The following is an 18,718-nucleotide window of genomic DNA, read 5'->3' as shown; positions in this document are numbered from 1 at the left end:
GTCCTCACGGTAGGACCCCGGACGCGGGTCCGCATGCCAGGCCGGCAGACCGGTGACCTGGATGACGCCAGCACGACGCGACAACAGCCGAGGAGGCCACACCATGCCCCGCGAGACAACGAACCCCGTGACCGAGTACCGCGAGCCGGCGGTGGAGAGCGAACGGGGTGCGCTGGTAGCGGTGTTGCTCATGGTGATTCTGGGCGTCGCGGGGATTTTCGCGGTTTCCTGACGTCGGCGCCGGCGCCCCGGACGAACGGGGGCGCCGGCGCCGATCTCAGCGGATGACAGGGCTCAGGGACGCGGGCCCTGACCGTCGGTGTGCGGCACCCGCTCGGTGGGGATGACGCCGAGCCGGCCGGCCTTGAAGTCCTCGAACGCCTGGAGCAGCTCGTCGCGGGTGTTCATCACGAACGGGCCGTACTGCGCCACCGGCTCGCGGATGGGCTGGCCACCCATGATGTAGAGGTCCAGCGCCGGCGCGTTGCTGTCCTGTTCGCGGTCCGCGCCGAAGCGCAGCGCGTCGCCCGGGCCGTGCACCGCGAGCTGACCGGTGCGCACCGGCCGGCGCTCGACGCCGACGGTGCCGCGCCCACCGAGGACGTACACCAGCGCGTTGAAATCGGGCTGCCAGGGCAGGTCGACCTGGGCGCCCGGCTGCACGGTGACGTGGGTGATGGTGATCGGCGTGAAGGTCGACCCCGGGCCCCGGTGCCCGGCGATCTCACCGGCGATCACCCGGACCAGCGCGCCGCCGTCCGGCGTGGTGAGCAGTGCCGACTCGCCGCCGCGGATGTCCTGGTAGCGGGGCGGGTTCATCTTGGCCGAGCGGGGCAGGTTGACCCAGAGCTGCGTGCCGTGGAAGAGCCCGCCGCTGACCACCAGGTGCTCCGGCGGGGCCTCGATGTGGAGCAGGCCGCTGCCGGCCGTCATCCACTGGGTGTCGCCGTCGGTGATGGTCCCGCCGCCACCCTGCGAGTCCTGGTGGTCGAAGATGCCGTCGATGATGTACGTGACGGTCTCGAAGCCGCGGTGCGGGTGCCACGGGGTGCCCTTCGGCTCGCCCGGCGCGTAGTCCACCTCGCCCATCTGGTCGAGGTGGATGAACGGGTCCAGGTCGGCCGTCGACACCCCGGCGAAGGCCCGGCGGACGGGGAAGCCCTCCCCCTCGAAGCCGCTGGGCGCGGTGGTCACCGTGCGGACCTTGCGGAAGGTGGTGGACTCGTCGAGCTTGGGCAGGCGGGGCAGGACGAGGACGTTGTCGACGGTGATCGCTGGCATCGGGAGGCTCCTTAACTTGTGGCGTTGGTGCTCGACGTGCCCCGGGCCGCCCGTAGGCGGGTGCCGAGCCGGTCGAAGATCCGGGTGAGGCAGGCGACCTCGGCGTCGTCGAGGTCATCCATCAGGTGGGTACGCACCGACGCCAGGTGGTGGGGTGCGGCTTCGGACAGGGTGAGCAGCCCGGCGGCGGTGAGCACGGCCTCGCTGCCGCGTCGGTCGTCCGGGCAGGCCTCCTTGCTGACCAGTCCGCGCCGCTGCATCGAGGAGATCTGGTACGTGAGTCGGCTGGGGGAGAAGACCAGTCGGCCGGCCAGCTCGCCCATCCGCAGTCGTTGCCCCGGCGCCTCGGAGAGCAGGACCAGCACGTGGTAGTCGGCGAAGGTGAGGTCGCTGTCGGCGCGCAGGTCGTCTTCCAGCTGGGTGAACAGGCGCTGGCTGGCCTCGATGTAGGCGCGCCAGGCGGCCGCTCGGGTGCTGTCCAGGCTCTCTGTCACGCTCCTGACGATAGCACTAGTTAAAAATTTAACTAGTGCCGTTGAGGGTCGCCTGCATCAAGTCTGTCCGAATGGCTGATTGATTCGTCCAGCTTTGAAGTAAGCACGGAGAAATCGGGCGGCGGGGCCGGAGCGGTATGTGCCAGACTCCGGCCTCGTGGAACACGTGGAGCTCGCCGCCGCCGACCTGCTGCTGCGCCCGTGGCGGGAGGCGGACGCCCCGGCGGTGCGCGACGCCCTGAACGACCCCGCCATCGCCCAGTGGAACCCCCAGGGTGGCGGCCCGATCGACGACCAGGCCGCCCTGCTCTGGGTGCGCCGCCGGGGCGACTGGTCGGGCGGCGACCACGCGTCCATGGCGATTGTCGACGCCGCCGAGGGGAAACTGCTCGGCTCGGTGTCGCTGCACCACATCCACCACGGCGACGCCTCCATCGGCTACTGGACGATGCCGGCGGCACGCGGGCGCGGGGTGGCCACGCGAGCCGTCGTCCGGCTCACCGACTGGGCCTTCGGTGACCTGCGGCTGCACCGGGTGGAGCTGTGCCACGCGGTGGCCAACGCGGCCTCCTGCCGGGTCGCCGACCGGGCCGGCTACCTCGCCGAGGGGACGTTGCGCGAGTCGTACCGTTACGGTGACGGCCGCCGCCACGACGAGCACCTGCACGCCCGCCTGGCGACCGACCGCTGAGTCGGCCCGCCCGACCGTTACTCGGTGACCTTGCGGAGGAAGGCCGCCAGGGTGGCTCGGGTGCGCTCGATCTTCTCCTCCACGGACAGCGTCTCGTGCATCCGTGGCCCGGCGTGCTTCCTGCCCCGGAGGTAGAGCGAGCAGGCCAGGTCCGAGCAGACGTACGCGCCCACGGAGTTGCCCTGCCGGCCGTCCCGGCCGGCCTTGCGGGCCGTCATCAACGAGACGCCGTCGCCGGTGTGATTGGTCAGGCAGAACGAGCACATGCTGCGCCGGACCCGCCCGGTCTGCTGTGCCGCTCGCAGCGCGACGCCGACGAGCGCGCCGTCGGACTCGGCGACCAGATAGGCCCGCTGCGGTGCGGCGGGATCCCGCCAGCCGAGGAAGTCGAGGTCGTCCCAGGGGCGGAACTCAAGATCATTTGGTATGGCCAACCGCTTGGTCTCGCCCTGCGTGCAGTTGACGAAGGACGCGCGGATGGCGGACTCGGTAAGGGCTAGCATAGGTAGTAGCCTAGCTCGCCTAGGCAAACGATTATCGAGACTAGATTCGGGGTGTACGGAGTGACACGTGCGGGGCTCACCGCCGAGCGACTGACCCAGGCGGCCGCCGAGCTGGCCGACGAGGTGGGCGTCGAGAACGTCACCATCGCGGCGCTCGCGCGGCACTTCGGCGTCAAGGACGCGAGCCTGTACTTCCACCTCCGCAACGCACACGACCTGCGGGTCAGGCTCGCCGTCCTGGCGCTCGCCGAGCTGGCGGACCGGGTCGCCGAGGCGCTCGCCGGCAGGGCCGGCAAGGACGCGCTTGTCGCCTTCGCCAACGCCTACCGGGACTACGCGCGCCAGCACCCGGGCCGGTACGCCGCCATGCAGATCGACCTCGACCCGGAGACCGCCGCCGCGAGCGCGGGCGTCCGGCACGCCGAGATGACGCGGGCGATCCTGCGCGGCTACCACCTTTCCGAGCCGGACCAGACCGACGCGGTTCGGATGATGCACAGCACGTTCCACGGCTTCGTGAGCCTGGAGCGGACCGGCGGGTTCCGCCACACCCCGCGTCCGACGGACGACTCCTGGGCGCGCGCCCTCGACGCCCTGGACGCCGTCCTGAGCAACTGGCCGTCGCGGTGACGACCCGGCGGGCACGACTGGCGTGCCCGCCCGGTCCGTACTCGGGCACCCGCGCAGCTGACCCGGGCGGTCATCGTCCGGCCTCTGTGGCGAGCGGACGTCGCTGCGCGGTCCGCTGTCGGAGCAGGACGAGACCCAGCCCCGCCAGGAACCAGGCGGCGAGCACGGCGAGGGGCACGAGCGTGTGTGAGCCGTTGAAGTAACCGAAGTTGTTGACCGCGCGTACGGCCGCGCCCGGGGGAAGCTTCGCCGAGATCGCCTGTGCCCATCCCGGCAGCAGGTCGACGCCTATCGTCGCTCCGCTCGTGGCGTTGCCGATGGTGGTGAGGGTGAGCACGGCGAGCGCGATACCGATCGGGCCGAGCCAGGCCCCGAGGGCCTTCGTCGTGAAGGCGCTGGCGGCCGACAGCAGGATCAGCGACAGGGCCAGCAGCGGGAACGGTGCCGTCAGCGAGCCGTAGACAGGGCCGGCGACAGTTGCCGCGACCACGCCGATCACGACCGCGAATCCGGCCATCGCGTAGAGCCGGTGACGCAGGCGTACCAACGTGGCGGCCGCGGTGAGCCCCTGCGCGAGGACGAACGACGAGAGAGTGACCCCGAACACCACGTAGAAGGCGGACAGCCCGCGGCTGTCGTAGTTCGCCAGCGGCACGATGTCGTTCTCCTGGACGGTCATGCCAGCCTGCCTGCCGAGGCCGGCGACCAGTTGCCGGGCAGCGCCGCTCTCACTCAACCCGCTCGCACCGGCGTAGTCGAGCGTCAGCGTGTCGGAGGAGGTCCCGCTGAGCACCGCGACGGCGTCACCGTCGTGGACCAGGGCCTTTCCGGCCTCGACGCTGATCACCGGTGTGACGGCGACGGCGTCGCCGAAACCCCCGTGGGCGGTGGTGACCAGCCGATCGCCGACCACCGCGATCGGCAGGCGGCTCGGCGTGGGATCGCGTTGCAACCCGACGTAGACGGCGATGAACGCCGTACCGATGATCAGGCCCGTGAGCACGAGCGAGATCCAGGCTCGGCGCTGCGTGGTGACGGGCGGTTTCGCCTCGGGGGGTGGATCGGATGGCGACGTCATGGGTGCTTCCTCGGGTAGTGTGGTTTGAATGTCCAACCAGACGAACCGTAGCACCGACGGTTTGAAATCCAAACCATCGCGGGACACTCTCGCTGTGGCGCTCGACGCAGTCAACGACAGGTGGTCGCTGCACATCGTGCGAGCGCTCGCCTTCGGGGCCTCCCGGTACACCGAGATCCTGCGAGCGGTAGGCGCTCCTCGGGACGTCCTCGCCGCGCGGCTGCGAAAGCTCGCCGAGAGCGGCATCCTGCGCGCGCGATCGACCGAGGACGGCAAGGTCGCGGGGTACGAGCTCACGCAGAAGGGCCGGGATCTGGGGCAGGTCATCCTCGTGCTCAAGCGCTGGGGTGACACCTACAGCGATGCGGACGTGCCAACTGTCGACTTCATCCACGATGTCTGCGGTGAGGTGTTCGTCGCGGAAGTCCGTTGCCAGGCATGCGGCAGGCCCCTCCGGTCCGGAGAGTTGTCAGTCGATCAGGAGGCCGCCGCATGCTGACCGATCTGGAGTTGGCCGACTGGCGGGAGCGGGTGGCCCGGCTGTACCTGTCCGACGTCGATCTGGCCGGCTTCCGCGCCGGCCGCGACGAACTCTTCGCCACCCACCCGCAGAGCCCGATCCCGCCTGCCGAGCGGCCCGGCTTTCCCGGAGTGCGGTACTACCCGCCCAACCCCGAGGCCGTGGTCGAGGCGCCGCTGCGGCCGGCCAGCGGCGAGCTGCGGGTGGACACCGGAGGCCCGGACGGGGTCGTCGCGTACCGGCGGGTCGCGGTGGCCGAGACGCCGTGGGGGCCGCTGACGCTGTGGTGGATCGAGGCGTACGGGGGAGGGCTGTTCGTCCCGCTGCGCGACGGCACCTGCGGGCGGGAGACCTACGGCGGGGGGCGGTACCTCACCGACACGGTGAAGGGCACCTTCGGCCGGGGCGTCGAGCTGCTGCCCGGCGACCGGGTCCGGCTGGACGCCAACTACCTCTACAACCCGAGCTGCGCGTACGACGACCGCTGGGCCTGCCCCCTCGCGCCGCCGGAGAACCGGGTCGACGTGCCGTTGGTCGCCGGCGAGCTGGCGTACCACGACTGACCGGCCGCCCCGGCGGACTGCCGGGACGGCCGGTCGGGCCGGTGGCTCAGCGGGCGTTAGCCGGTGACGAGCCGGGCACCTGCATCCGGCCCAGCAGTTGCCGGGCCTGGTCGGCGAGCTGCGCGTCGACGGTCACCGCGTACTGGCCGGCGCGCAGCGAGCTGGCCGAGGTGAAGTCGCGTTGTCCGCCTGTCATCGCGTGCGCGACCGCGCCGAACACGGCGCCCCAGATCGCACCGATGACCAGGCCCACGAGGATCACCGCCAGCCAGTTGCCCACGGTGAAGATGCCGAACAGCAGGCCGATGAAGAGCCCGAACCAGGCGCCGGTACCGGCGCCGAGCAGGGCCGCGCGGCCGGTGGTCATCCGCCCGAGCACCGTCTCCACGAGTGTGAGGTTCGTGCCGACGATGGCGCTGTGCTCCACCGGGAATCGGTTGTCGGCCAGGTAGTCGACAACCTTCTGCGCGGACGGATAGTCCGGATACGAACCGATCGTCACGGTTGCCGGGCCGCCCTGCGGCCCGTGCCCGTCCCCGGCCGGCGTCGACAGGCGGCCTGCCGGCCCGGACGGAAGTACGTCGCCACTCTGTGTGCCGGGCCGCCACGCGGCGGCCGGCCCCGAAGCTGAGGTCATGAGCATCCTCCCTCGTCAGCCGACCGCGTTCCCGCCAGTGTCGAGCGGTAACGCCCGGTGCCGGGCGGGTGCCGGACCCGGCTCGGCCCGACAGGCGGCCGCCGGCGGCACCGGGCGGCGGCAGGGCGGCGACGGGCGAGGCATGTGCGGGGACGGTCCGGGTAGGCAGGCGGGTGCAGAGCGGACAGATCAGCGACCACGGTTTCCTCGCCGACGGCCGCACGGCGGCGCTCGTGGACCGCGCGGGCTCGGTGAACTGGTGGTGCCCGGGCCGGTTCGACGCGCCGTCGGTGTTCGCGCGGCTGATCGGTGACGGCGCCGGACACTGGGCGATCTGCCCGGACGAGGACTACACCGTCGAGCGTTGCTACCTCGACGGCACGCTGGTGCTGCGGACCGTCTTCCGCACCGCGCAGGGCGAGGTGGAACTGACCGACGCGCTCGCCCTGGAGCCCGGCGCGCGCGAGCACGAGATCGGAATGCGCTCACCCCAGGTGCTGGTCCGCAGCGTGCGGGGCCTGGCCGGCGAGGTGCCGATGCGGGTGCACTACCGACCCCGCTTCGAGTACGGGCGCACCACACCGTTCCTCGTCGAGCGGGACGGGGCCCTGGAGGCCGTCGGCGGGGCCAGCCGCCTCACCCTCGCCAGCGATGTGCCGCTGACCTGCGGCGACGGTGAGGCCACCGGGACGTTCACGGCCCGTGCCGGCACGAGGAACAACTTCACCCTCGGGTACGCCCCGACGTACGACGGGCAGCCGCCGCAGGTGCCCGCAGCGGACCAGACGATCGCCGACACGGTCGAGGGATGGCGCTCCTGGGTCCGGCAGCACGAGTACTACGGGATCTACGCCGAGCAGGTGCGGCGCAGCGCGCTTGTGGTGCAGGGCATGACCTACCGACCGAGCGGCGCGGTGGTGGCCTCGGTGACCACGTCGCTGCCGGAGAAGCTCGGCGGTGACCGGAACTACGACTACCGCTACGTCTGGGTGCGCGACTTCACCCTGACCCTTCGGGCGCTGTGGCGCACCGCCTGTTATGACGAGGTGCAGCGGCAGTTCACCTGGTTGGGTCGGGCGATGGGCCGGATCGACGAGGAGCCGGCACCGATCATGTACGGGGTGCTGGGGGAGCGGGACCTCACCGAACACCGCCTGGACCAGCTCGCCGGTTACCGCGACAGTCCGCCGGTGATGATCGGCAACGACGCGTGGCGCCAGCGCCAGACCGACATCTACGGTGAGGCGTTGGACGCCGCCTGGCTGATGCGCGACCGGCTGGAGCCGTTGGAGTTGGACGTCTACCACCTGCTCCGGTCGCTCGTCGACAAGGCGGAGCGGGACTGGAAGCTACCGGATGCGGGGATGTGGGAGGAGCGCGGGATCCAACGCCACCACGTGTCCTCGAAGGTCCAGTGCTGGGTGGCCCTGGACCGGGCGGTCCGCTTCGGCGAACGGCTGGGTGGACCGTCGGACGTGGCCCGCTGGGCGGCCGCCCGCGACGAGGTACGTGCGGCGGTGCTGGAACGGGGATGGAGCGACCGGCTCGGGGCGTACACGGGCAGTTTCGAATCCGAGGACCTGGACGCGTCGGTGCTGATCATGCCGCTGGTGGGGTTCCTGCCGGCCGACGACCCGCGGATGCGCTCGACCACCCTCGCGGTGGAGACGCGGCTGTCGCACGACGGCCTGCTGCGGCGCTGGGACGGCGACCCGGCGGGATTCGTCATCTGCTCGTTCTGGTTGGTGTGCTGCCTGGCGTTGGCAGGTGAGCGGGACCGGGCGCGCGAGTTGTTCGACGCGCTGGCCGGACGGCTCAACGACCTCGGGCTGTTCGCGGAGCAGATCGACCCGTCGACCGGGGAGCAACTGGGCAATTTTCCCCAGGCGTTCTCGCACATCGGCCTGATCAACGCCGCCGGTGTGCTCAGTGACGTGGAGCAGAACCCGGCGCTGCGCGATCTCGGCATACCGCCGGCGTACTTCACCCCGATGTCGCGCTGACCGCCCACGAGCGTCCCCGGGTGGACGGGCCCGGCTCGGGGGATGATGCCGGCATGAGGCTGGTGCTCACGGCGGACACGCATCTCCCCAAGCGGGCCCGGGATCTCCCGGGGCCGCTGTGGACGGCGATCGAGGCGGCGGACGTGGTGCTGCACGCCGGCGACTGGGTCGACGAGCCGCTGCTGGACGCGATGACCGCCCGTGCGCGGCGGCTCATCGGCGTGTACGGCAACAACGACGGCCCGGCGCTGCGCGCCCGGCTGCCGGAGGTGGCCCGCGTCGACCTCGACGGGCTGCGGGTGGCCGTGGTACACGAGACGGGCCCTCGCACCGGCCGCGAGCAGCGGTGCGCTGCCCGCTTTCCCGACGTCGACCTGCTGGTCTTCGGGCACTCGCACATCCCCTGGGACAGCGTGGCGCCCGGTGGGCTGCGTCTGCTCAACCCCGGGTCGCCCACCGACCGCCGCTCCCAGCCGCACGCCACCTACCTGGAGGCCGAGACAACCGCGGGTCGCCTGACGCGCGTCCGGCTGCACGCCCTGCCGCGTCCCTGAGCCGACCGAGCTACTGGCCGCGGCCCGTCTCGGCCTGGAGTTCGTCGATCCTCTTGGACGCCTCGGCCTTGGTCAGGTCGTCCGGCAGTGTCGCGTCCGCCTCCCGGGCCAACGTGGCCAGGTACGACTCCTGGGCCGCCGTCGGCGGCTCGTCGCCGGTGACCCACTCGTCCGGGTCCTTGATCGCGCCACGCGGGTCGGCCTGGTCGTTGCTACGGTCCGTCATCATCATCACCCTTTCTTCGAACAGGTGTGCCAGTACCCCGATCACCACTGGTTCATGCCCGTCCGCAGCGACTGTCGGCACCTACGATCAGCGGATGAGCGTGAACTCGTCGGGCGTGGTGGTGGTCGGGGCGGGCATCGCGGGGGTGGCCTGCGCGGTGGAGCTGGTCCGGGCCGGGGTGCCGGTGCGGGTCCGCGAACGTGGGCACGTCTGTGGCGGCCGGATGGCCAGCAAACGCTTCGACGGCCGTCCCGCCGACACCGGCGCCGCGTACTTCACCGTCAGCGACCCGGACTTCGCCGCCGTGGTCGACGAGTGGCGCGCCGCCGACCTGGTCCGGGAGTGGACCGACACCTTCTGGTCGTACGACACGAACGGCCGCCACGACGTGCCCGGCCCGATGCGCTACGCCGCGCCCCGCGGGCTGCGGTCGCTTGTCGAGCACCTGGCCGGGGCGGTGCCGGTGACCGTCGACCGGTTGGTGCTCGCCGTGGAGCCCGGCCCGGCCGTCGACGATGAGCCGTGCGCGGCGGTCGCCCTGGCCATGCCGGGGCCGCAGGCCGGCCTGCTGCTCGATCCCGCCCTGGCCGACGCCACCCGTGTCGTACAGGCGCAGACCTGGTCACCGGCCCTGGCCGCGGTGCTGCGTTTCCCGTCCCGTCGCTGGCCGCGCTTCCGCGGCGCGTTCGTCAACGACCATCCGGTGCTCAAGCTGGTCTGCGACGACGGCGACCGGCGCGGTGACGAAGCGCCGGTGCTGGTGGCGCACACCGTGCCGGAGTTCGCCGCCGGGCACCTGGCCCAGCCCACCGGCGCCGGGCCGGCGATCCAGCAGGCCGTCCGGGACCTGCTGGGGCTCACCGAGGAGGCCGCCGACGTGCACGTGCACCGCTGGACGTACGCCACGCCGGCCGGTGACGTCACCGGAAACACCCACCACCTCGACGCCGACGGAATCGGCCTGGCCGGCGACGCGTTCGGCAAGCCCCGCGTGCAGAGCGCCTGGCGCTCCGGTCGCGACCTCGGCCGGGCGCTGGCGGCCCGCCTCGGCTGACCGCCGCTGCCCACTCCTCAGGAGTGCCCACTGGCGGCGACCGGCTGGGCCTCCCGTTCGGACGGGTCCTCGGTCCGCTCACCCTCCCGGTCCAGCAACTGCATGACCGGGGTCGCCGCGACGCCGTGCACCACCACGGAGACGAGCACCACCAGCCCGACGGTGGCCCACAGCAGCTCCGCCTGCGGAAAGTCCGCCTTCGTGGTGGCGTACGCCAGGTAGTAGAACGAGCCCACACCGCGGATGCCGAACAGCGAGATCACCAGGTGTTCGGCCGACCGGCCGGGCGCGCCGCGCAGCGATAACCAGCCGAAGGCCGGCCGGACCAGGAAGACCAGCGCCAGCCCGACGGCCGCCGCCGGCCAGGTCAGCGGGCCGAGCAGGCCGCCCACGATCGCGCCACCGAGCAGCAGCAACAGCACCAGGGTGAGCAGCCGCTCGACCTGCTCGGCGAAGTCGTGCAGCACCGAGTGGAACTCGTGGGTCCGTTCGGCGGCCCGGATGGCCCGCGCGGCCACGAACACCGCCAGGAACCCGTACCCGCCGGCCACCTCCACCAGCCCGTACGCCAGGAAGGTGGCGGCCAGCGCCAGGAAACCCTCGGCGTGCCGGGCCAGCCGCAGCTCGCTTGGCGCGCGGAAGAACAGCTTGCCGAGCAGCCAGCCGATGAGCAGGCCGCCACCCACACCGACGCCCACCTTCCAGAGCACGTCGACGGTGAACCACTCCGCCAGCCACGCGCGCGGGGCGAGGCTTGTCGAGGCGATCGCGATGGCCGCGTAGACGAACGGGAACGCCAGCCCGTCGTTGAGGCCCGCCTCCGAGGTCAGGGCGAAGCGGACCTCGTCCTCGGAATCCTCCACGTCGGTCGGCTCGCCGACCTGCACATCGGCGGCGAGAACCGGATCGGTCGGTGCCAGCGCGGCACCCAACAGCAGCGCCGCGGCCGGCACCAGACCTGCCCACCACCACCCGAGCAGCGCCACCGCCGCGATGCAGAGTGGCATCGCGATGGCCAGCAGTCGCCAGGTGGACGACCACCGGGCCCAGCTCAACGGCCGGTCGATCTTCAACCCGGCGCCCATCAGGGCGACGATCACCCCGATCTCGGTCAGGTGGGTGGTCAACTCGGGGTGGGCCAGCGGGTCCGGTGTCGGCAGCCCGATCGGCAGGAGGAAGACCAGCATGCCGAGGGCGAGGAACGCGATCGGCATGGACAGGGGGCGGTGCTCCAACACCCGGGGCAGGATGCCCGCGAGCAGAGCGCCCACTCCCACCAGCGCGAACGCGACGTCTACCGGCTCCACGAACACCACCTCTCGCCGCACCCGCGCGATGCGGGCAGGTGGCCACAGACCATGCCCCGGAAGACTTCCGGCTATGCGTGTGCGGCGCGGTGAACCGGAGTGAGCCTCACCTCGGCCGGGCGAGCGGGGAATCCGTCAACTCGGCCAGGAGCGCGGCCGGGTCGTCGTAGACCGCCACCGCGCCGGCGCCGGCGAGTTCCCCCCGGCTGGTGCCGCCGCAGGTCAACCCGACGCACGGGATGTCCAGCTTGCCGGCCGCGGCGACGTCCCAGACCGAGTCGCCGACGAAGACGACACGCTCGGCGGCCAGCCCGGACTGCTCCAGCGCCGCTTCGAGAATGTCCGGTGCCGGCTTGCTCTCCCGCGCGTCCGCCGAGGAGGTGACGGTGTCCACCACGTCGTCGGCGTTCAGGGCCCGACGCAGCGCACCCACCTCGTGCTCGGCGGCGGAGGTGGCGAGCACCACCCGCAGCCCCCGCTCGGCGCACGCGCGCAACAGGTCCCTCGCCCCGGGCAGCGGAGTCAGCCGTTCCCAGTACTCGGTGTAGAGGGTGTCGTGCGCCTCGCGCAGCTTCGGGTCGTCATCGCGGTCGCGCTCCGGGCCGAGCAGGTGGTCCAGCAGCTTGTCCGAGCCCATCCCGATCGAGCGGTGCACGGTCGCCATCGGCACCCGGTGGTCGGCCTGGCGCAGCGCCTCCCACCAGCTCACCGTGTGCAGGTAGGTGGTGTCGACGAGCGTTCCGTCGATGTCGAAGAGGACCCCATGGGGTTGTTCGGTGGCCATGAGCGCACTCCTACCCGGTCTGCGGCCGGCTGATTCGTCCGCGCTCGCCGAGGCCGGACGACCTCAGCGGGGTTCGGCCCGCGGAACGAGGATCTCGAACCAGACCGTGGAGCCGCGCACCGACGGGTCGGTGCCCCACGCGTCGCTCAGCTCCTCGATCAGGCCCAACCCGCGCCCGCGACTGCTCAACGTGTCGGTGCGGGCCCGGGTCACGGTGCCCCGGGTGCCGGAGTCGGCGACCGAGACCAGCAGCCGCTCCGGGCTGAGGTCGATCTCCACGCGGGCCGCCGTGCCGGCGTGCAGCAGCGCGTTGGTGGTCAGCTCGCTCGTGCACAGCACCGCCGCGCCGATCACCGACTCGGGCACCTGCCACTCGGTGAGCTGGCCGGTCATCCAGTGTCGGACCCGGCTGGGCGCGGTCGGCTCGGCAGGCACCTCCATCGCCGCCGACCGGCTCGGCTTGAGCGCGTGCTCGACCGCCAGCACGGCCACGTCGTCCTCGGTGCCACCGGACACCGCAGCGGTGGCCACGGCACAGAGGGCACGGGGATCACTGGTGCCGGCCTTGGCGACGGCGTCGCCGAGGGTGTCCAGGCCGGCGGTGAGGCTCTGCCGCCGGCGCTCCACCACCCCGTCGCTGAACAACAGCAGGGTGTCGCCGGGCGGGAACGCGACGGTGACGGTGGTCGGGCGCCCACCCAGCCCCAGCGGGGGACCGGCCGGCAGGTCCACGTACTCGGCGTGCGACCGGCCGTCCGGGGCGCTGCGACGGATCAGCGGGGCGGGATGACCGGCGCTGGCCAGGGTCAATTCCCGCCGCTCGGCGTCGATGACCCCGAACGCCACGGTGGCGAACAGCTCGAGGGTGCCGGCCTCCGCGCCGAGGCTGGTCACCAGCCGGTCCAGCCCAGCCAGCACCGCGTCCGGCGCGGGGTCGGCCAGGGCCAGCGCCCGCAGTGCCGCCCGCACCTGCCCCATCCGCGCCGCGGCCTGCACGTCGTGCCCGGCGACGTCACCCAACACCACGCCCAGCGCGCCGGTGGGCAGCAGGAACGCGTCGTAGAAGTCCCCGCCCGCCGCGTTGCCGTCCACCCCCGGGTCGTAACGGGCCGCGATGCGCAGCCGGGGCAGGTCGGGGAGGTGCTCCGGCAGCATGCTGCGTTGCAACAGTTGGGCCGTGCCGTGCTGGGTCTCGAACCGCCGGGCCCGTTCCGCCGCCTGACCGATCAGCTCCGCCGAGGCGGCCAGCAGTGCCCTATCGGCGGCCGACCAGGAGTGCGGCGCCTGGTAACCGACAGTCAACCCACCGCGGATCACCGATGTGCCCAGCGGCAACACGGCCATCGACCTGATCTTCTGGTCGTGGCGGTCCACTGCCGTCTCGCGCAGCGGCTGCCCGTCACGGGTGAACGACGGCTCGCCCGAGCGGGCCGCGAGCGCGACAGGGCTCGACCAGTCCGCCGGGGCGCGTCGCCACAGCGGCGGCAACCGTTCGTCGGCCTCGTCCATCAGCTCGCCACGGACCCGGCGCACCATCCGCCATCCGCCGCCACCCTCGTCGACCACGAACGCGACCCGGTCGGCGTCGAACGTGGTGATGGTGTGGCGCAGCGCCACCCGAGCCACGTCGTCGAGGGTGAGGGTGCCGGCGAGCGCGGCGGCGACCTCGCTGAGACTCTGCAACTGCTCCGTCACGTGGGTGGTCTCGGCGGCCACCGTCAGGATCCCCACGATCCGCCCGGCGCTGTCCCGGACGGCGGAGTGCCCGCGGGTGAAGACGACAGGCTCGACCACCCCGGAGCTGTCCCGGATCAGGGGGAGCGTGGACTCCTTCTCCAGGAACGGCACACCCTCCCGGTAGGCGCGCTCGATCACGTCACCGAAGCCGGGCAGCGCCCAGACCTCGGCGTACACCTCGGCGGCCGGTCGGCCCAGGGCTGCCGGATGTTTGCTCCCCAGCAACTCGGCATAGCCGTCGTTGTAGAGCAGGACGAGGTCGTCGCCGTACGCCAGGGCCATGGGCATCGGCGAGGCGAGGATCAGCTCGACCACGGCCCGGACCGCCGGATCCCACCTCTCGCGGGGGCCGAGGGGAGTGGCGGACCAGTCGTGGGCGAGCACGGCGGCCGCACCGGGTCCGGTGGATGCGCCGGGGACCGGAATTGCTGGCGTGGGGACTCGCCCGACGGTTCCTGGCATGTTCGCAGCCTAGCCGGCCGTCGGCCAGCCGCATCCGATCATGTGCACGAGTCGCGGCCGGCCCCGGCGCGGTGACTGTTCGGGCAGGTCAGGGCCCCTGTTTGTCGACTTGTCGGAAAAATGGCAGCGACCCGCGCGGACTGCCGTACCGGTGGCCGGGTATGCGCCCGGCGCAGTCCATGCGACAGGAGGGACATCATGCTGAAAACCCTCGCGGTTCGGCAGGCCGACATCGGCGATGCCATCGCCGACACCTGGAGGTCGGTGCTGCTCTTCATCCCGAAGGCAGTGGCCTTCATCGTCATCCTCGTGGTCGGCTGGCTCATCGCCAGAGCGGTCCTCAAGATCGTGGATGCGGTGCTGGAACGGGTGCACTTCGACCAGGCGGTCGAACGTGGAGGCATCAAACGGGCACTGGAGAGAACGAAGTACGACGCCAGCGACATCCTGGCCAGGCTGGCGTACTACGCCGTCCTGCTGTTCACCCTGCAGTTCGCCTTCGGAGTCTGGGGGCCCAACGCGATCAGTGACCTGATCAGCGGTGTGGTGGCCTGGCTGCCGCGCGCGTTCATCGCGATCGTCATCGTGGTGGTCGCCGCCGCGATCGCCAACGCCGCCCGGGATCTGGTCACCGGGGCGCTGGGCGGGCTCTCGTACGGCAAGGTCCTGGCCGACCTGACGGCGATCTTCATCATCGCTCTCGGCGTGATCGCCGCGCTGAACCAGGTGGGTATCGCCACCACGGTCACCACTCCGGTGCTGATCGCGGTGCTCGCCACGGTCGCCGGCATCCTGATCGTCGGCGTCGGCGGTGGTCTGGTGAAGCCGATGCAGAACCGCTGGGACGGTTGGCTCGACCGGGCCGCCCAGGAAGCCCGTGCGGTGCAGGAGCACCGGCGGGCCACCTCGGCCGGGCGCGGCGACATGGAGCGGCAGATGGCCGACCGTGGGGGCGACCGGACCCAGGCCATGCCCCGGGTCGACGAGCAGTCGACGATGTCCGGTGGGCGCGGCACGTACCAGTCCGGTGCGGCCGACGAGACCCAGCAGTACCGCCCGTAGCGGGGCGCACGGCACGATCGTGAGGGGAGGGTGTCCGCGTCACGCGGGCGCCCTCCCCGCGTCACGAGTGGTCCGGGGTGACCGGCCCGTCAGGATCGGTCGAGCGAACGGGCCAGCGCGCAGACGGCGACGAGCCGGGCGAGCGGCCATTCCGGCACGCTCCAGTCCACCGGCCCCCGCGGCGGCGTCCACCCGTGCTCCAGGGCGGCCGCGCGTACCCCCTCGGCGTAGCCGGCGAGCGTCGCGGCGGTCAACGGCCGCCGGTCGCCGTCCAGGCTGTCCCGGACGGCGGCGGCGTGCTGGTCGACGAGCGCCAGCAGCCCGGGACGGGCTGCGGCGGCGGCGAGGCCGGCGGTGCCCACGGAGACGGTGAGGGCGGCCAGGGAGGAGCGCGCCGACTCGACGGCGGTCCCGCTGGCGGCCCAGTGGTACGGCACACGCATGGTGACCGAGGCTAACCGACGGGTGACCGGGTCGACCTCGGCCGCTCGGCGGGTGTCGGCTGGGCCACTGGACGAGTCGGGGCTGGCCGCGAGGGTTGATCCGGCACAGACGGGGCAGCAGGAGAGCAACGGTGCGGCGTGGCACAGAGCACGGCCGCCGCCGGTGGGACGGCACACCAGCACGGAGGGTGATGATGGGGGAGCGGACGGACGGCCCGGACGAGCGGCACCGGCGGCCGGCGGGGGTCAGCGACGAGACGGTCGCGGCGCTGGGCAAGCTCAGCGAGGCGCTGGAGTGCGTGGAACGGGCCCGCGGGCACCTGTACTCGCTGCACCAGCTGATCGGGCACGCCGACCTGATGCTCGACGACGCCGTGGAGCAGTTCCGCGCCGCCGGACATCCGCGCATCGCCGACCGGATCGACACCGAACTGCTCGGCCGCAACGTGATCGCCGGCCGGTGGACGTTCCAGATCGTCGAGGACTTCGACGACGGTTACCACGCGCTGTTCCGTGAGCTGGACCGGCAGGCCCGTGAGGAGTTGGTGGGCGGGCGGCGTCACCTCTACGAGGCGGAGATGAAGGAGCGCCGCCGTACCCGGGGCCGGCCGGGACACGAGGCCCGGCCAGCCGGCGACGGCTAGTCGCCTGTCGCGTTGGCCGGCCGGCGCCGGGCGGCGTCGTCGGCGATGATCACGGTCGCCACCATGAGCGCAACGCAGAGGCTGAACAGCCAGGAGTCGTCGGAGACGAGCCAGGCCGACACGGGCGCCTGCAGCGCGGCGAGCAGGAAGCCGAGCCAGGCGAGGCGGCGCTGACGCGTGGAGAGGATTCCGGAGCCTTGATGCATCCCGAAATTCTTACGCGAACGGGCTCGATTGCCGTCACCCGATCGGCCGATTCTGGCTGAGCTGTCCGCTTTTTCAACCGTCCGGACACCAGTTCTTGTCGCGACGCACGGGCGGCTCCGACCTTCGGTAGGGTGCGCTGCGGCAGGATGGTTTCCCGTGTCGACCTCGCCCGCGCCTCCCCGCGCCACGCTGCTCCTGCTGGCCTATCTCGCATTCGTCAGCCTCGGCCTGCCCGACGGGCTGCTCGGCGTCGGCTGGCCGTCGATCCGGGCGGACCTCGGCGTACCCACCGAGGCGGTCGGATTGCTGCTCACCGCGGGCACCGTCGGCTATCTCACCTCCAGCGTGCTGGCCGGGTTCACGCTGGCCCGCGTCGGCGTGGGCGCGCTGCTCGCCGGCAGCACCCTGCTGGCCAGCCTGGCGCTCACCGGTTACGCCCTGAGCCCCGGGCTGGCCGTGCTCGTGGGCTGTGCGCTGCTGCTCGGGCTGGGCTCCGGCGCGGTCGACTCCGGTCTCAACGCGTACGCCGCCGGGGCCTTCGGCCCGCGACACATGAACTGGCTGCACGCCTTCTTCGGCCTCGGGGTGGCGATCGGTCCACTGATCATGACGGCGGCGCTCACCGCGGGGCTGGCCTGGCGGTGGGGGTACGGCATCGTGGCGGGCGCCCAACTCGCCCTCGCCGGCGCGTTCGCGCTCACCGTACGCGCCTGGCAGCGCCGCGATCCCGCTCCCGAGGCGGGCGGGGGGACGACCGGGGCCGCTCCGGCGGGCCGGGTGCCCGTCCTGGCCACGCTGCGACTGCCGGCGGTCTGGTCCGGGGCACTGGCCTTCGCCCTGTACGTGGCCATCGAGGTGTCCGCCGGACTCTGGGCGTTCCTGCTGCTCACTCAGGGGCGCGGTCTGAGCGGCGCCGTGGCGGGCGGCTGCGTCTCCGCGTACTGGGGCAGCCTGTTCGTCGGCCGGGTGGTGCAGGGCGTGGTGGCCGAGCGGCTGGGGCCACGGTTGGTGTTGCGGGTCAGCCTCGCCGGCATGGCCGTCGGCGCGGCGCTGATCGCGGTGCCCGGGTCGGCCGCGCTTGCCGTGCTCGGCCTGGTCGTGGTCGGCTTCGCCGCCGCGCCGGTGTTTCCGTTGCTCACCCTCACCACCGCCGACCGGGTCGGCGCGGCGCACGCCGACCGGACCATCGGGCTCCAGATCGGCGCCTCCGGCCTGGGCGCGGCGCTCGTACCCGGCGGGCTCGGCGTGCTGATCAGCCACCTGTCCGTGCAGGTGCTCGGCCCGGCCCTGGTGGTGCTCGCGCTGGCGCTGATCCTGCTCTACGAGCTGGGCGCCCGCCGGCCCGCCGCCGGGAGCGGGCCGGAGCGGACCGACGCTGCCGGAAGCGGGCCGGGGCAGACCGACGCCGCGCCGGAGCGGACCGGAGGCGGCGCGGCCGAGGCGCCGGCCCAGTCCCGGACCGCCGCGTCCGACGCGGACTATCCGTTGTCCGGCCCGGTCCGGCCGGTCGTCGACGGGCGGTAGGCGCGCTGGGGGTCGGTCGCCTCCCGTACGGTGCCCTCGGCCTGACCGTCGCGGTCGGCCGCTGCTGGCCCGTGCCCGAAGGCAGCCTCCTCACCGGCGTCGTTGCCAGTCACGTCGTCGGCCTGCCCGTCGATGCTGGAGCCCGCCACAGCGCGCTCCAACTCCTCCAGCGGAAGCCGTTCCTCGTCGCGCCACACCCTGTCGTCCGTCATGACTACAGCCGTACCCGGGCGCGATGATCGCAAACGGGCGCCGGCCGGGCCGAAACGCCACGATGGCCGCCGGAGAGTCCGGCGGCCATCGTCGTTCGGTGC

At 72.4% G+C, this 18,718-nt stretch carries 23 protein-coding genes; 11 read left to right on the top strand and 12 right to left on the bottom strand.

Translation table 11 applies throughout. From position 1 onward, the window contains the following. The first annotated feature begins 103 nt into the window (after positions 1 to 103). Positions 104 to 232, top strand: a complete 129-nt coding sequence (locus ACLQ26_RS05315) for a hypothetical protein (RefSeq protein ID WP_255787601.1) — start codon at positions 104 to 106, stop codon at positions 230 to 232. 62 nt (positions 233 to 294) lie between these two features. On the opposite strand, the gene ACLQ26_RS05310 is transcribed toward ACLQ26_RS05315, so the two are convergent. Further along, a complete protein-coding gene (locus tag ACLQ26_RS05310) occupies positions 295 to 1,281 on the bottom strand; it encodes a pirin family protein (RefSeq protein WP_425743348.1) in 987 nt (328 codons plus the stop codon). Positions 1,282 to 1,292: 11 nt separating this feature from the next. After that, the gene (locus ACLQ26_RS05305; protein WP_425743347.1) at positions 1,293 to 1,775 is read right to left on the bottom strand and encodes a MarR family winged helix-turn-helix transcriptional regulator; all 483 of its coding nucleotides are present in this window, start codon (positions 1,773 to 1,775) and stop codon (positions 1,293 to 1,295) included. A 157-nt stretch (positions 1,776 to 1,932) separates the two neighbouring features. Between ACLQ26_RS05305 and ACLQ26_RS05300 the strand changes: the two genes are divergently transcribed. Beyond that, entirely contained in the window at positions 1,933 to 2,466 is a 534-nt protein-coding gene (locus ACLQ26_RS05300; protein WP_425743346.1) for a GNAT family N-acetyltransferase, read from the top strand. 17 nt (positions 2,467 to 2,483) lie between these two features. On the opposite strand, the gene ACLQ26_RS05295 is transcribed toward ACLQ26_RS05300, so the two are convergent. Beyond that, positions 2,484 to 2,969, bottom strand: coding sequence for an FBP domain-containing protein (locus ACLQ26_RS05295; RefSeq protein WP_425743345.1), 486 nt, complete (start codon positions 2,967 to 2,969; stop codon positions 2,484 to 2,486). Positions 2,970 to 3,029: 60 nt separating this feature from the next. On the opposite strand from ACLQ26_RS05295, the gene ACLQ26_RS05290 reads away from it, so the two are divergent. Beyond that, positions 3,030 to 3,599 (top strand): TetR/AcrR family transcriptional regulator, encoded by a 570-nt coding sequence (locus tag ACLQ26_RS05290; RefSeq protein WP_425743344.1) that lies wholly within the window; start codon positions 3,030 to 3,032, stop codon positions 3,597 to 3,599. Positions 3,600 to 3,669: 70 nt separating this feature from the next. On the opposite strand, the gene ACLQ26_RS05285 is transcribed toward ACLQ26_RS05290, so the two are convergent. Continuing rightward, on the bottom strand, positions 3,670 to 4,677 hold the full coding sequence (locus ACLQ26_RS05285; RefSeq protein WP_425743343.1) for a hypothetical protein: 1,008 nt from the start codon (positions 4,675 to 4,677) through the stop codon (positions 3,670 to 3,672). Positions 4,678 to 4,705: 28 nt separating this feature from the next. Between ACLQ26_RS05285 and ACLQ26_RS05280 the strand changes: the two genes are divergently transcribed. After that, positions 4,706 to 5,176 carry a winged helix-turn-helix transcriptional regulator gene (locus ACLQ26_RS05280; RefSeq protein WP_425743342.1) on the top strand — a complete coding sequence of 157 codons (471 nt, stop codon included), beginning with the start codon at positions 4,706 to 4,708 and terminating at the stop codon, positions 5,174 to 5,176. Continuing rightward, a complete protein-coding gene (locus ACLQ26_RS05275; RefSeq protein WP_425743774.1) occupies positions 5,173 to 5,760 on the top strand; it encodes a DUF1684 domain-containing protein in 588 nt (195 codons plus the stop codon). The genes ACLQ26_RS05280 and ACLQ26_RS05275 overlap by 4 nt, the downstream gene beginning before the upstream one ends. Positions 5,761 to 5,806: 46 nt before the next feature. Here the strand turns inward: ACLQ26_RS05275 and ACLQ26_RS05270 are convergent, their stop codons facing one another. Beyond that, the gene (locus tag ACLQ26_RS05270; RefSeq protein ID WP_425743341.1) at positions 5,807 to 6,397 is read right to left on the bottom strand and encodes a general stress protein; all 591 of its coding nucleotides are present in this window, start codon (positions 6,395 to 6,397) and stop codon (positions 5,807 to 5,809) included. 173 nt (positions 6,398 to 6,570) lie between these two features. Here ACLQ26_RS05270 and ACLQ26_RS05265 point away from each other — a divergent pair, with 173 nt between their 5' ends. Both ACLQ26_RS05265 and ACLQ26_RS05260 read left to right on the top strand, forming a co-directional pair. Beyond that, entirely contained in the window at positions 6,571 to 8,400 is a 1,830-nt protein-coding gene (locus ACLQ26_RS05265) for a glycoside hydrolase family 15 protein (RefSeq protein ID WP_425743340.1), read from the top strand. Between the two features lie 53 nt (positions 8,401 to 8,453). Further along, positions 8,454 to 8,954, top strand: a complete 501-nt coding sequence (locus ACLQ26_RS05260; protein WP_425743339.1) for a metallophosphoesterase family protein — start codon at positions 8,454 to 8,456, stop codon at positions 8,952 to 8,954. A gap of 10 nt (positions 8,955 to 8,964) precedes the next feature. Here ACLQ26_RS05260 and ACLQ26_RS05255 read toward each other — a convergent pair whose 3' ends face one another. After that, the gene (locus ACLQ26_RS05255) at positions 8,965 to 9,180 is read right to left on the bottom strand and encodes a DUF3072 domain-containing protein (RefSeq protein WP_357119772.1); all 216 of its coding nucleotides are present in this window, start codon (positions 9,178 to 9,180) and stop codon (positions 8,965 to 8,967) included. A 115-nt stretch (positions 9,181 to 9,295) separates the two neighbouring features. Here ACLQ26_RS05255 and ACLQ26_RS05250 point away from each other — a divergent pair, with 115 nt between their 5' ends. Beyond that, the gene (locus ACLQ26_RS05250; protein ID WP_425743773.1) at positions 9,296 to 10,234 is read left to right on the top strand and encodes an NAD(P)/FAD-dependent oxidoreductase; all 939 of its coding nucleotides are present in this window, start codon (positions 9,296 to 9,298) and stop codon (positions 10,232 to 10,234) included. 17 nt (positions 10,235 to 10,251) lie between these two features. Here ACLQ26_RS05250 and ACLQ26_RS05245 read toward each other — a convergent pair whose 3' ends face one another. The 3 genes from ACLQ26_RS05245 to ACLQ26_RS05235 all read right to left on the bottom strand — a co-directional run bounded on the left by ACLQ26_RS05245 (position 10,252) and on the right by ACLQ26_RS05235 (position 14,524). Further along, positions 10,252 to 11,541: a cation:proton antiporter gene (locus tag ACLQ26_RS05245; protein WP_425743338.1), complete on the bottom strand. Its 1,290-nt coding sequence runs from the start codon at positions 11,539 to 11,541 to the stop codon at positions 10,252 to 10,254. 106 nt (positions 11,542 to 11,647) lie between these two features. Further along, complete coding sequence (locus tag ACLQ26_RS05240) at positions 11,648 to 12,325, bottom strand: HAD family hydrolase (RefSeq protein WP_425743337.1); 678 nt, start codon at positions 12,323 to 12,325, stop codon at positions 11,648 to 11,650. Positions 12,326 to 12,388: 63 nt separating this feature from the next. Continuing rightward, the gene (locus ACLQ26_RS05235; protein WP_425743336.1) at positions 12,389 to 14,524 is read right to left on the bottom strand and encodes a SpoIIE family protein phosphatase; all 2,136 of its coding nucleotides are present in this window, start codon (positions 14,522 to 14,524) and stop codon (positions 12,389 to 12,391) included. Positions 14,525 to 14,722: 198 nt separating this feature from the next. On the opposite strand from ACLQ26_RS05235, the gene ACLQ26_RS05230 reads away from it, so the two are divergent. Beyond that, positions 14,723 to 15,586: a mechanosensitive ion channel family protein gene (locus ACLQ26_RS05230; RefSeq protein WP_425743335.1), complete on the top strand. Its 864-nt coding sequence runs from the start codon at positions 14,723 to 14,725 to the stop codon at positions 15,584 to 15,586. Between the two features lie 89 nt (positions 15,587 to 15,675). On the opposite strand, the gene ACLQ26_RS05225 is transcribed toward ACLQ26_RS05230, so the two are convergent. After that, entirely contained in the window at positions 15,676 to 16,029 is a 354-nt protein-coding gene (locus ACLQ26_RS05225) for a DUF6401 family natural product biosynthesis protein (RefSeq protein ID WP_425743334.1), read from the bottom strand. 194 nt (positions 16,030 to 16,223) lie between these two features. On the opposite strand from ACLQ26_RS05225, the gene ACLQ26_RS05220 reads away from it, so the two are divergent. Continuing rightward, positions 16,224 to 16,673, top strand: coding sequence for a hypothetical protein (locus ACLQ26_RS05220; RefSeq protein WP_425743333.1), 450 nt, complete (start codon positions 16,224 to 16,226; stop codon positions 16,671 to 16,673). Here ACLQ26_RS05220 and ACLQ26_RS05215 read toward each other — a convergent pair. Further along, positions 16,670 to 16,879, bottom strand: a complete 210-nt coding sequence (locus ACLQ26_RS05215) for a hypothetical protein (RefSeq protein WP_039905880.1) — start codon at positions 16,877 to 16,879, stop codon at positions 16,670 to 16,672. The two genes, ACLQ26_RS05220 and ACLQ26_RS05215, sit on opposite strands and share 4 nt — an antisense overlap. Positions 16,880 to 17,036: 157 nt before the next feature. Here ACLQ26_RS05215 and ACLQ26_RS05210 point away from each other — a divergent pair, with 157 nt between their 5' ends. Further along, entirely contained in the window at positions 17,037 to 18,404 is a 1,368-nt protein-coding gene (locus ACLQ26_RS05210; protein WP_425743332.1) for an MFS transporter, read from the top strand. On the opposite strand, the gene ACLQ26_RS05205 is transcribed toward ACLQ26_RS05210, so the two are convergent. Beyond that, on the bottom strand, positions 18,359 to 18,616 hold the full coding sequence (locus ACLQ26_RS05205) for a hypothetical protein (protein WP_425743331.1): 258 nt from the start codon (positions 18,614 to 18,616) through the stop codon (positions 18,359 to 18,361). The two genes, ACLQ26_RS05210 and ACLQ26_RS05205, sit on opposite strands and share 46 nt — an antisense overlap. Positions 18,617 to 18,718: the final 102 nt, after the last annotated feature.

This window comes from Micromonospora sp. DT43 (assembly GCF_049841645.1).
In the GTDB taxonomy this organism is placed as follows: domain Bacteria; phylum Actinomycetota; class Actinomycetes; order Mycobacteriales; family Micromonosporaceae; genus Micromonospora.
The sequence above is the reverse complement of the archived record's forward strand: the minus strand, read 5'-3'. Positions and strand labels throughout refer to the sequence as shown.

Bases quoted from the DNA above. Each gene is read 5' to 3' on its own strand.
- ACLQ26_RS05315 (WP_255787601.1), top strand. From the start codon at position 104: ATGCCCCGCGAGACAACGAACCCCGTGACCGAGTACCGCGAGCCGGCG.
- ACLQ26_RS05310 (WP_425743348.1), bottom strand. From the start codon at position 1,281: ATGCCAGCGATCACCGTCGACAACGTCCTCGTCCTGCCCCGCCTGCCC.
- ACLQ26_RS05295 (WP_425743345.1), bottom strand. From the start codon at position 2,969: ATGCTAGCCCTTACCGAGTCCGCCATCCGCGCGTCCTTCGTCAACTGC.
- ACLQ26_RS05285 (WP_425743343.1), bottom strand. From the start codon at position 4,677: ATGACGTCGCCATCCGATCCACCCCCCGAGGCGAAACCGCCCGTCACC.
- ACLQ26_RS05280 (WP_425743342.1), top strand. From the start codon at position 4,706: ATGTCCAACCAGACGAACCGTAGCACCGACGGTTTGAAATCCAAACCA.
- ACLQ26_RS05270 (WP_425743341.1), bottom strand. From the start codon at position 6,397: ATGACCTCAGCTTCGGGGCCGGCCGCCGCGTGGCGGCCCGGCACACAG.
- ACLQ26_RS05260 (WP_425743339.1), top strand. From the start codon at position 8,454: ATGAGGCTGGTGCTCACGGCGGACACGCATCTCCCCAAGCGGGCCCGG.
- ACLQ26_RS05255 (WP_357119772.1), bottom strand. From the start codon at position 9,180: ATGACGGACCGTAGCAACGACCAGGCCGACCCGCGTGGCGCGATCAAG.
- ACLQ26_RS05240 (WP_425743337.1), bottom strand. From the start codon at position 12,325: ATGGCCACCGAACAACCCCATGGGGTCCTCTTCGACATCGACGGAACG.
- ACLQ26_RS05235 (WP_425743336.1), bottom strand. From the start codon at position 14,524: ATGCCAGGAACCGTCGGGCGAGTCCCCACGCCAGCAATTCCGGTCCCC.
- ACLQ26_RS05230 (WP_425743335.1), top strand. From the start codon at position 14,723: ATGCTGAAAACCCTCGCGGTTCGGCAGGCCGACATCGGCGATGCCATC.
- ACLQ26_RS05225 (WP_425743334.1), bottom strand. From the start codon at position 16,029: ATGCGTGTGCCGTACCACTGGGCCGCCAGCGGGACCGCCGTCGAGTCG.
- ACLQ26_RS05220 (WP_425743333.1), top strand. From the start codon at position 16,224: ATGGGGGAGCGGACGGACGGCCCGGACGAGCGGCACCGGCGGCCGGCG.
- ACLQ26_RS05215 (WP_039905880.1), bottom strand. From the start codon at position 16,879: ATGCATCAAGGCTCCGGAATCCTCTCCACGCGTCAGCGCCGCCTCGCC.
- ACLQ26_RS05205 (WP_425743331.1), bottom strand. From the start codon at position 18,616: ATGACGGACGACAGGGTGTGGCGCGACGAGGAACGGCTTCCGCTGGAG.